Origin of the sequence: Myxococcus sp. RHSTA-1-4, from assembly GCF_020037125.1 — a bacterium.
Classification (GTDB): Bacteria; Myxococcota; Myxococcia; order Myxococcales; family Myxococcaceae; genus Myxococcus.
Window position 1 is genome coordinate 38,387 of the sequence record NZ_JAIQDG010000055.1, and the last position, 10,914, is coordinate 49,300.

Genomic DNA, 10,914 nt, shown 5'->3' on the forward strand with positions numbered 1-10,914 from the left:
TACACTCACGGGCGCCTCGCGGAGGAGGACCATGTCCGACACGGTGCCCACGCTCGAACGCCTCCCTCCCAACGCGCTCACGCTCTTCCGCCTGTCGGGGCTCATCCGCATCGCCGTGTATGGCGTGCTCGGCTCATTCGCGGCGTTCATCCTGTCAAGGACGGGCCTGGGCGGATGGGCCTGGCTGTTCCCCGGGGCGGCGGTGCTGGTATGTGGCGTGCTCGCCGCCTGGTATCCCCCGCGCGCGCACCAGCGCTGGGGCTGGGCGCTGCGCGAGCATGACCTGCTCATCGCGCACGGCGTGCTGGTGCGGCGGCTCGTGTCCATCCCCGCGGGCCGCATCCAGCATGTGGACGTGCACCAGGGCCCCATCGAGCGGGCCCTCGGGCTGGCGAGGCTCCAGGTCTACACGGCCTCCGGAGGTGGAGCGGACGGAGAGATTCCCGGCCTCGCGCGTGAGACGGCGGATGCCCTGCGCGAGAAGCTCGTGCGGCGCGAGGCCGACGATGTCGTCTGAAACCCCGGCGCCCGTCCCCGAGCCCGAGGAGGTGCCATGGAAGATGCTCAGCCCGAGGGCTCCGCTCGCGGCGCTGTTCCCCATTCTCGGCATCGTGGTGCGTCCGCTCCTGGGCGCCATCATTCCGGCCTTCTTCATGAAGGGCGGAGGACTTCCCGTCCTCCTCTGGGGCTTCATCTTCCTGTTCGCCGCGGTCAGCGCCGCCGCGCTGCTCTATGACGTCGCCACGCTGCGCTACCGGGTGGTGGGAGCGCATCTGGAGATCCGCTCCGGCGTCTTCACCAAGACCTCGCGCTTCATCGAGGCGGCGCGCGTGCAGAACACCGAGGTCCTCCAGCCCTTCGTCTCGAAGCTGCTGGGCCTGGTGGAGCTGAAGGTGGAGACGGCCTCCGGACAGAAGGCCGAGGGCCACCTGCGCGGGCTCACGCCCCGGGACGCACAGGCGCTCATCGACGCACTGCACGCGGCGCGGGGGCACGAGGCGCCGGCACTCGCTCCCGCGGGCGCTCCGGGCGCGGCCGAGGGCGAGGTCCTGGCGCGGATGCGGCTGGTGGACCTGCTTCGCTACGGCGCGACGGCCACGGGCCTGGGGGTTCTCGCCGTGGTGATGGGCGCCCTCAACGAGCTGGTGGAAGCCTTCCACGAGTGGATGCTGCCGTGGATGTCGGCGCGGTGGGCGGCGCTGGCGAAGCCCGGGATGGGCTGGGCCTCCGCCGTCCTGGTCGTCCTCGCGGGGCTGCTCGTCCTCTGGCTGGTGAACGTGGTGCTGGCCGTCCTGCGGTTCCATGGCTTCCGCCTCGTGGATACCGGGAGGCACTTCCGCGCCATGGGCGGCCTCTTCACGAGCCGGCAGGTGACGGTGCGGCGCGAGCGAATCCAGCAGGTCGTGCTGGACGAGCCCCTCCTGCGCCGTTGGCTCGGCTTTGGCTCCGTGGAGGTGGAGACGGCCGGGGTGCGCGCCGGACGGGAGCCGGCCGAGCGCGCCGAGCTGGTGGTGCCGGTGGTGCCCTCCGACCGGATGGAGGCGCTCGTGGAGCGGCTCATCCCGGGACTGCCGGCCACCCTGGGCGCGCTGTCCCTGCGCCCCGCGCACCCGAAATCGCTCCTGCGCGCGCGAATCCGCTCGGTGGGGGTGAGTGTCCTGGTGGCCACGCCCGCGACCTTCCTCCTCTGGCCCTGGGGCGTGCTCGCCTGGGCGCTGCTCCCGCTCCAGCTCGTGGGCGCCTGGTTCGACTGGCGCTTCCAGGGCTGGCTCATCACCGAGGGCCTCGTGGTGGTCCGGCAGGGCTTCTGGCGCAGGCGCACCACGGTGCTCCAGCGCTCGCGCATCCAGTCGGTGAAGGCCGTGCAGGGACCGCTGGAGCGCGGCTACGGCATCGGACACGTCCAGGTGGCCGTCGCGGGCTCGCACGTCATCCTGCCCTGTGTGAGCTGGGACGAGGCCTGGCGGCTCATCGACGCCCTCCCCTCGCCGAGGCGCATCCGCCAACCCCCACCCGGAGTGCGGGACCTCCCGGGGGCCGCGGATGGGGGAACGCCCTCCGCACCGGACGCGGGAAGCATCGGCTGCAAGTGAATCGCCCTTCCGCCTATACTCACGCCTCCCCGAGTGACCCCCTCCGCCCGGATGGCGCTTCCCGGAAATGGGATTGGGTCACCCGCTTCGGCGCGGCACAAAAAACGACGGCGCCGAAATCGATGGCCCGGCCAGACGAAATGCACACCATGAAGAAGACGCTCTCCCTTGTGACGCTGCTCGCCGCGGGTGCCACCCAGGCCGCGGGCTTCCAGATCGACACCCAAAGCGCGCGCTCGACGGGCATGGGCAATGCGTCCACCGCCGCGCTGGACGACTCGTCGGCCATCTACTCCAACGCCGCCAACATCCTCGGCGTGAAGAAGCTGGACATCACCGTCGGCGACACCGGCATCCTCCCCTTCATCGAGTTCACCCCGACGGACGGGGCGGCGCAGGGGCAGAAGATGACGCTGTCTCCCCCGCCCCACGTCTTCGTCGTCTACCGGCCCTTCGAGAAGGCGGCGTTCGGCCTGGGCGCGTACACGCCCTACGGCGCGCGCAGCCGCTGGGAGGATGACTTCGTGGGCCGCTTCAAGGGCCGCGAGTCGAGCCTGGCGGCGTACTACATCAACCCCACGTTCGCGTATCAGCTCCACGAGTACTTCCGGCTGGGCGTGGGCGTGGACGTCGTGCGCACCACGGTGGAGCTGAAGCGCTCCATCAACTTCGTGGAGAGCGAGGGCGGCGTCCACCTGGGCGGCGCGGCCTGGGGCGTGGGCTTCAACGCGGGCTTCCAGGCGGTGCTGCTGCCCGGGGAGCTGACGGCCGGCGTCCACTACCGCAGCGCCGTGTCCACGAAGTACGAGGGCCTGGCGGACTTCCAGAACATCCCCCAGCAGTTCCAGGCGCGCATGCTGGACCAGCGCGTGGAGGCGGACGTGAAGTTCCCCGCGACGCTGTCGCTGGGGCTCGCGGCCACGCCCATGGAGAACCTGACGCTCGCGTTCGACGTCCAGATGGTGGACTGGGCCAGCATGAAGGAGCTGACCATCCAGTTCCCGGACAACCCCGCGCTGAACAACCCGGTGGAAAAGCGGTGGGTGGCGAAGGCCAAGTACCACCTGGGCGCGGAGTACACCCTGCGGCCGGAGCTGCAGGTGCGCGCGGGCTTCGTGGTGGACCTGTCGCCCAGCCCGGCCGAGACGCTCACGCCGGACCTGCCGGACGCCGACCGCTACAAGTTCTCCCTGGGCGCGGGCTACGCGATGGGCAACCTGCGCGCGGACGCGGCCTACCAGCTCGTGCTCCTCGCGAGCACGGAGAGCACGGGAGCCGGTCTCGACGGCACGTACTCCGGCACCGCGCACGTGCTCGGGGTGACGCTGGGCTACTCGCTGTAGGTGCCTCGGGAGGGCGTGCTCACTCCGTTTCCCGCCCCAGGCGCTCGGGGTGGACCAGGGTGATGCGCCCTCCCTCGTAGGCCAGCAGGCCCTCGCGGACGTAGAAGCGCAGCCACTTGTTGGTGCTCTCGCGGGTGAGGCCGCAGAGGTTGGCCAGCTCCGTCTGGGTGAGCTTCTGGGGAATGACGACACCCTCGGCGCCCGGCTGGCCCTGGTTGCGCGCCAGCTCGAGGAGGACGCGTACCAGGCGCGCCCGCGCATCCAGGAAGGTGGTGTCGTGCACCAGTTGCGTGACGTGCCGCACCAGCCGGCTCAGGTTGGCCAGCAGCCCCAGGGCCACCTTGGGACGGGCGTCCAGGTACCTGCGGAAGTCCTCCCGCCGGATGGTCAGCAGGTCCGACTCCTCGCGCGCGACGGCGTCCGTGGAGCGGGGCTCTCCATCCAACAGCGCCAGCTCTCCGAAGAAGTCCCCTCGGTCGAGCAGCGCCAGGATGACCTCCTTGCCATCCGGTGAGCCGAGGCGGATGGCCACCTGCCCCTTGCGGATGATGTAGAGGGACGTGCCCACGTCTCCCTGGTGGAAGATGACCTCCCCCTTCGCATAGCGCCGGGTTCGGAGAAGCGCGGACAGGTGCTCGAGGTCGTCGCCCTCGAGCTGCTCGAAGATGGAGACCTGGTTCAGGAGCTGCGCGTAGGACACGGAGTCACCCCCCTCGAAGCAGCATGTGAGGTGAAGCGATTCGAGATCAACGCCTTTCCGGTTTCTACGCTGTAGCTGCTTTCACCGTGAACCTGTGAGCTGCTTCACAGCCGGGCTCCTTGTCCGGGCCTAACGTGACGGTCAACCTCGCAGTGGATGACCGGATACGCACCATGCCCGGAAAGAATGCATCGGCGTCTCTCGATTCCCCATCCCCCGCCTCCGCCAGGGAAGCCCCGGCCACGGCCGTGCTGCGCGAGGCGAGGAACCGCGGCACCGACATGCTGGTCGCGGGAGACCTGGAGGCGGCGCTCACCGCCTTCCAGGAGGCCGTGAAGGTGGCACCGGAAGAGCCGTCGTGCCGGCAGAAGGTCGCCGAGGTCCTGCAGCGGCTGGGCCGGACGCGTGGCGCCATCGCCGAGTACGAGGCGGCCGCCAGGGCCTGGGAGAAGCTGGGGTGGACGCTGCGCGCCATCGCGCTGTGCAAGGTCATCCTCCAGCTCGACCCGGACCACGGGCGTGCCCACGCGCTCCTGGTGGAGCTGCGTGCCCGTCGCGGACTGCCCCTGCCCGGCGCCGCGGCCGGGAAGAGCGCCGCCGCGCCCCCGGTGACGCCGCCCGCCGAGGCTCCCGTCAAGGCGCGGAGCGCGGACGTGGTCGCCCATCTGGTGCGCAGCAGCCCCCTCTTCTCCCGGCTGCGGCGGCCCCTGCTCCAGACGGTGCGGGACGCCTTCACGCCGTGCACGGTGGACGCGGGGGAGCAGGTCCTCACGCGGGGACAGCCCGCCCAGGCCCTCTACCTCCTCCTGCGCGGGCGCTGCACCGTGTTCCACCAGCACGTGGACGGCCATGAGACGCCCTACCCGGACCTGGTCGAGGGCGACGTCTTCGGAGAAGTCTCGCTGCTGCGCAGCAAGCTGGTGACGGCCTCCGTGCGGGCCGCGACGCCCTGCCTGTTGCTGAAGCTGGAGCGAAGCGCCTTCGAGCAGCTCCTCGACGCGGAACCGGAGCTGCGCCGCGAGCTGCAGCGCATGGGCGCCGAGCGGCTGTGGCGCACCACCCGGCTGCTGACCGGGCGGCCCCCCGAGGCCGCCCACGAGGGGGAGCCTCACCGGCCCGGATGACCGGCGAAGCCGGGTCCCCGTGGACCGGGACGATCCGGCCATCCGGTGGGGCTCCCCGTCAGGCCCCCTCGGGGAGCCCCACCGGTCGCTTGTGCTAGAGAAGGCCTTGGACGGGCCACCGGGTGGCGGCGTGGCCATGCGCACGGGAGGGTGCGGTGCAGACTCTGCAGGTCGTCATGAACCCGGGGCTCCCTGACGAGCAGGTCTTCCCGCTGGGAGAAGGCATCACCCTCATCGGGCGTGACGTGGAGAACCAGATCTCCATCCTGGACAAGAGCCTCTCCCGCCAGCATGCCCGGATTGCGACCGCCGGCGGCAAGGTGGTGCTGACGGACCTGCAGAGCAAGAACGGCACGTTCGTCGGAGGCGCCCGCATCACCAGCCGCGAGCTCCACCCCGGCGACACCTTCACCTGCGGGGCCGTCACCTTCCGCCTGCTCCGGGTGGCGGAGCCGTCCGTCAACCCCACGATGACGCATGAGTCCCGGGCGTTCTCCCAGGTCTCCTTGCAGGAGATTCTGGGCACCCAGGACAGCAGCCGGTCCTCGGCGCTCAAGCTGGGCACCACGAGCTCGGCGGAGCGGGACCGGGACAAGCTGCAGATCCTCCTCAAGGTCAGCCAGTTCCTCTCTTCACCGGGCACCATCGACAACCTGATGGAGCGCTCGCTGGAGCTGGTGTTCCAGGTGCTCGAGGCGGACCGCGCCGTCATCCTCCTGGTGGACCCGGGCAACGGCGTGCTGCGGCCCCGCGTCGCGCGGACCTCGGAAGGCTCCAGGGACCTGGCCCACGTCTACAGCCGGCACATCGCCAGCTATGTGCAGCGCCATGGCGTGGCGGCCCTCTTCGCCGACGCGCGGCTGGACCCACGCCTGGACACGGCCGAGTCCGTCGTGCAGCAGTCCATCTACGCGGCCATGTGCGCGCCGCTCAAGGGACGCGAGGAGCTGCTGGGGGTGCTCTACCTGGACAACCTCCGGCGCCCGGAGCGCTTCTCGCAGGAGGACCTCGAGTTCCTGTCGTCCTTCGCCAACCAGGTGGGCATCGCGCTGGAGAACTCGATGCTCTACCAGCGCATCGAGCAGGAGGCCGTCCGCCGAAACAACTACCAGCGCTTCTTTCCGCCCAGCGCCCTCGCGCGGCTGGAGCAGTCCTCCTCCGTCATCGAGCTGGGCGCGAAGGAGGCCGAGGTGACGACGCTCTTCTCGGACATCTGCGGCTTCACGAACCTGTCCTCGCGGATGCGGCCCGGAGAGGTGGTGGACATGCTCAATGCCTACTTCCCCACCATGGCGGACATCGTGTTCGAGCAGGAAGGAACGCTCGAGAAGTACATCGGTGACGCCCTGATGGCCACGTGGGGCGCGCCGTTCTCACATCCGGACGACGCCGACCGCGCGCTGCGCGCGGCCGTGCGGATGCAGCAGGCGCTTCAGCGGCTCAACGAGCACCGGAGCGAACAGCGCCAGGAAGCGCTCCAGATCCACATCGGGCTGAACAGCGGCCCGGTGGCGGCCGGCAACATCGGCTCCCAGCGCTTCCTCCAGTACGCCACCATCGGCGACACCACCAATGTCGCCAGCCGCGTCTGCGGTGCGGCCGGCCCGGGGGAGATCCTGATCACCCAGAGCACTCGTGATCGGCTGGCGGATCGCCGCTGGAAGCTGGAGCTCCTGCCTCCCACCCCGGTCAAGGGGAAGGACGCGCCCCTGACGCTCTACCGGGTGCACTGGGACGTGTGAGCCCCTCCGACCCCTTGTGACGTCTCAAAGGCCAATGATTCAAGGCACATAGCCACCTCACCTGGTCGCCTGCCCACCGGGAAACATTGAAAAACAGGGAATAAAACAACGGCCCCGGCCGCTTCCCTCCCTCGTCTTCAAGGGAGCCTCGGATCATCCGTCTACCCGTAGACGTGTGGTATGAAGCTGCTGACCATTCGATCCGGCTCGTTGGGCATTTGAGACTTCTTCTTTCGACAGGTTCTGCTCCGTCCTCGCGGCGGAGCTGTTCTGGGGCATTGACCGCGGACCCGCGCTAGCGCGGCGACCCGTCATCCGCTCCACCTCCCTGCGTCCCATGCTCTCCGCGCCTCGCATGCCTCGGCTTTCCGCTTTCAACGCAGCTTTCCCGCTACATCGCGCGGCCCCACGAACCGCGCCTCGAGGGAATCGGTGATGATCCGCCAATCGCCCACCCAGTGGTCCACGCTCGTCGAGCTGCTCGAGGCGAGGGCCTCGGCCCAGCCGGCCGCGCGCCTCTACTCCTTCGTCGAGGACTTCGAGGGCGAAGAGAGTGAGCTGAATCGCGGGGCCCTCCAGCACCGCGCGCGCCTCATTGGCGGGGCGCTCCAGTCGCTCGGCGCCCGGGGCGAGCGCGCCGTGCTGCTCTACCCGCCGGGGCTGGAGTACATCTCGGGCTTCTTCGGCTGCCTCTACGCGGGCGCCATCGCCGTCCCCGCGTACCCGCCGGACCCCACGCGCCTGGAGCGCACCCTCCCGCGGCTGCTGGCCATCATCAAGGACGCCCAGGCCTCCGTGGTGCTCACCACGTCGTGGCTCCTGTCCATGGCGGAGATGCTCTTCGAGCAGGCCCCGGAGCTGAAGTCGCTGCGCTGGGTGGCCACCGACACGCTCGAGGAAGACGCCGCCAGCGTGTGGCGCGCTCCGGACGTGAGCGCCGACTCGCTCGCGTTCCTCCAGTACACCTCCGGCTCCACCGGCACGCCCAAGGGCGTGATGCTCAGCCACGGCAACCTGCTGCACAACCTGGGGCTCATCTCCCACGCCTTCCAGGCGGACGCGGACAGCGTGGGCACCATCTGGCTGCCCCCGTACCATGACATGGGCCTCATCGGCGGCATCCTCCAGCCGCTGTACGGGGGCTTCCCCGTGGCGCTGATGTCGCCGCTCACGTTCCTCAAGCGGCCCCTGCTGTGGCTCCAGACCCTCTCCCGTCACAAGGCCACCATCAGCGGCGGTCCCAACTTCGCGTATGACCTGTGCGTCCGGAAGGTGACGCCCGAGGAGCGCGAGGGCCTGGACCTGAGCAGCTGGCGAGTCGCCTTCTCCGGCGCCGAGCCCATCCGCCCGGAGACGCTGGACCGCTTCGTCGAGGCCTTCGGCCCCCAGGGCTTCCGCCGCGAGTCCTTCTACCCGTGCTACGGCCTCGCCGAGGGCACGCTCATCGTCTCCGGCGGCCTCCCGTCCGAGGCGCCCATCCTCCGCACGCTGGATTCGGCCGCGCTGGAGCAGAACCGCGCGGTGGAGCCTGGCGGCGATGTGGCCACGCGCACGCTCGTGAGCTGCGGCCGCAACCTGCCGGATCAGGAAGTGCTCATCGTCCATCCGGAGACGCGGGAGATTCTCGCGGACGGACAGGTGGGCGAGGTCTGGGTGCGCGGCCCGAGCGTGGCCCTGGGCTACTGGAGGCGTACCGAGGAGACGGAGCACGCCTTCCATGCGCGCCCCGTGGGTGGCGGCGAGCACCGCTACCTGCGCACGGGAGACCTCGGCTTCTTCCAGCAGGGAGAGCTGTTCGTCACCGGCCGCCTCAAGGACCTCATCATCCTCCGTGGCCGCAATCACTACCCGCAGGACCTGGAGCTGACGGCGGACCAGAGCCACCCCGCCATCCGCCCCGGCTGCAGCGCCGCCTTTGCCCTGGAGGTGGAGGGCGAGGAGCGGCTCGCCGTCGTGCTGGAGGTGGACCCGCGCCGCATGGCCGACCCGGCCGAGGTGATTGGCGCCCTCCGCCAGCGCCTCGCGGAGACGCACGAGGTGCAGCCGCACACGCTCGTGCTCATCGAGCCCGGCGCGCTTCCCAAGACGTCCAGCGGCAAGGTGCAGCGCCGCGCCTGCCGCCAGGCGCTCCTCGACGGGCGGCTGGCCGTGGTGTCGTCCTGGTCCGAGTCCTCACCGGGCTCGACCTCCTCCGAGCAGGCCCCGTCCACCTCCGTGAGTGCGACGCCCATCGTCGAGGAGGAGCGCGTCTCCTGGCTGCGCGCCCGCCTCGCGCCGCGCCTGCACGTGCGGCCCGAGGAGCTGGACGCAACGGCGCCGCTCACGCGCTACGGCCTGGACTCGCTCGCGGCGGTGGAGCTGGCGCACTTCTTCGAGAAGGAGCTGGGCGTCTCGGTGCCCATGCAGACCCTGCTCGCGGGCTGCACGCTGGAGGAGCTGGCTCGCGCCCTTCCGGCCGAGCCTCGGCGGGAGCAGGCACTGGAGGTCTCCACCGGCCCCGGTCCCTTCCCGCTCTCTCCCGCGCAGGAGCGGCTGTGGTTCCTGGAGCAGCTCACGCCTGGCAGCGCCGTGTACCACCTGCCCGTGGGCCTGCGCCTGGATGGCCGCCTGGACGTGGCCGCGCTGCAGGCCAGCCTCCACGCGCTGGTCCAGCGTCACGAGTCGCTGCGCACCGTCTTCCATTCCGATGAGGGCGCGCCCTCGCAGTCCATCCTCCTCGCGGGGCGCACGCGCCTGGAGCGCGAGGACCTGAGCGGCCTGCCCGAGGCCCAGCGCGAGGCAGAAGCGCTGCGCCGCGCCCGTGATGAGGCTCGCCGCCCGTTCGACCTGGCCCGTGGCCCCGTGCTGCGCGCCCTGCTGCTGAGGCTGGGCGAGGAGCGCCACGTGCTGGTGCTCACCGTGCACCACCTCGTCTCCGACGGCACGTCCATGGGCGTGCTCGCGCGGGAGCTGGCCGCCCTCTACGCCGCCCACGCCTCGGGCCGCGAGGCGCATCTGCCTCCGGCGCCCGCGCGCTACGTGGACCATGCCGCCGCCCAGCGCGCCCGCCTGGAGCGCGGTGAGCTGGATGGACAGCTCGAATACTGGAAGCACCTGCACGGCGCGCCGCCGCTGCTGGAGCTGCCCACCGATGCCCCCCGCCCCGCGCTGGAGAGCCACCGGGGCGCCCGCCACGCGTTCCAGCTCGATGCCGGGCTGTGGAGCCAGGTGCAGGCGCTCGCGCGGCGCGAGGGCACGACGCCCTTCTCCGTGCTTCTCACCGCGTATCAGGTGCTGCTGTCCCGCCTGTCGGGGCAGACGGACGTGTGCGTGGGGACTCCCGTCGCCGGCCGAGGCCGCGCGGGACAAGCCGACGTCATCGGCCTTTTCGTCAACACGCTCGCCTTCCGCGCGGAGATGTCCGGCGCGCCTTCCTTCCTGGGCCTGCTGAGCCAGGTGCGGGAGCGCGTGCTCGGCGCTCTCGCCCACCAGGACGTGCCCTTCGAGCGCGTCGTCGAGGCCGTGCAGCCCGTCCGCAGCCAGAGCCATGCGCCGCTCTTCCAGGCCATGCTCGTCCTCCAGGACGACCCGGCCCTCGCGCTGGAGCTGGAGGGCCTGCGCTGGGAGCGCCTGGACGTGGACACTGGCGCGTCGATGTTCGACCTCACCCTGTTCCTCTTCGAGGGACGTGAGGGCGCGCTGGATGCTTCCTTCGAGTACGCCACCGACCTCTTCGGCGCCTCCACCGTGGCGCGCGTCGCGGGCCACTTCCGCACGCTGCTGCATGCGGCCGTCACCACGCCCGAGCGCTCCATCGCCGAGCTGCCCCTGCTGACTCGCGAGGAGCGCGAGCAGTTGCTGGTGACGTGGAACGACACGCGCCTGCCCGAGGCGTCCGAGCGCAACATCCCGCAGGTGATTGAAGCGCAGGTG

Annotated in this window: 7 protein-coding genes; 6 read left to right on the top strand and 1 reads right to left on the bottom strand. The window is 70.7% G+C overall.

Annotated features, from left to right (window positions below):
- Positions 1 to 31 precede the first annotated feature (31 nt).
- From K8638_RS41545 to K8638_RS41555, 3 genes are all read left to right on the top strand, one after another.
- Positions 32 to 517: a PH domain-containing protein gene (locus K8638_RS41545; protein WP_223760321.1), complete on the top strand. Its 486-nt coding sequence runs from the start codon at positions 32 to 34 to the stop codon at positions 515 to 517.
- Positions 507 to 2,093 (top strand): PH domain-containing protein, encoded by a 1,587-nt coding sequence (locus K8638_RS41550; RefSeq protein ID WP_223760322.1) that lies wholly within the window; start codon positions 507 to 509, stop codon positions 2,091 to 2,093. The genes K8638_RS41545 and K8638_RS41550 overlap by 11 nt, the downstream gene beginning before the upstream one ends.
- A 149-nt stretch (positions 2,094 to 2,242) precedes the next feature.
- Entirely contained in the window at positions 2,243 to 3,436 is a 1,194-nt protein-coding gene (locus K8638_RS41555; protein WP_223760323.1) for an OmpP1/FadL family transporter, read from the top strand.
- Between the two features lie 19 nt (positions 3,437 to 3,455).
- Here K8638_RS41555 and K8638_RS41560 read toward each other — a convergent pair whose 3' ends face one another.
- A complete protein-coding gene (locus K8638_RS41560; RefSeq protein ID WP_223760324.1) occupies positions 3,456 to 4,136 on the bottom strand; it encodes a Crp/Fnr family transcriptional regulator in 681 nt (226 codons plus the stop codon).
- Between the two features lie 173 nt (positions 4,137 to 4,309).
- On the opposite strand from K8638_RS41560, the gene K8638_RS41565 reads away from it, so the two are divergent.
- The 3 genes from K8638_RS41565 to K8638_RS41575 form a co-directional block, all read left to right on the top strand.
- A complete protein-coding gene (locus tag K8638_RS41565) occupies positions 4,310 to 5,260 on the top strand; it encodes a cyclic nucleotide-binding domain-containing protein (RefSeq protein WP_223760325.1) in 951 nt (316 codons plus the stop codon).
- A 155-nt stretch (positions 5,261 to 5,415) separates the two neighbouring features.
- Positions 5,416 to 7,002, top strand: a complete 1,587-nt coding sequence (locus K8638_RS41570; protein WP_370644245.1) for an adenylate/guanylate cyclase domain-containing protein — start codon at positions 5,416 to 5,418, stop codon at positions 7,000 to 7,002.
- Between the two features lie 435 nt (positions 7,003 to 7,437).
- Positions 7,438 to 10,914: condensation domain-containing protein (locus K8638_RS41575; protein ID WP_223760326.1), on the top strand; the 3,477-nt coding region annotated here is incomplete at its 3' end.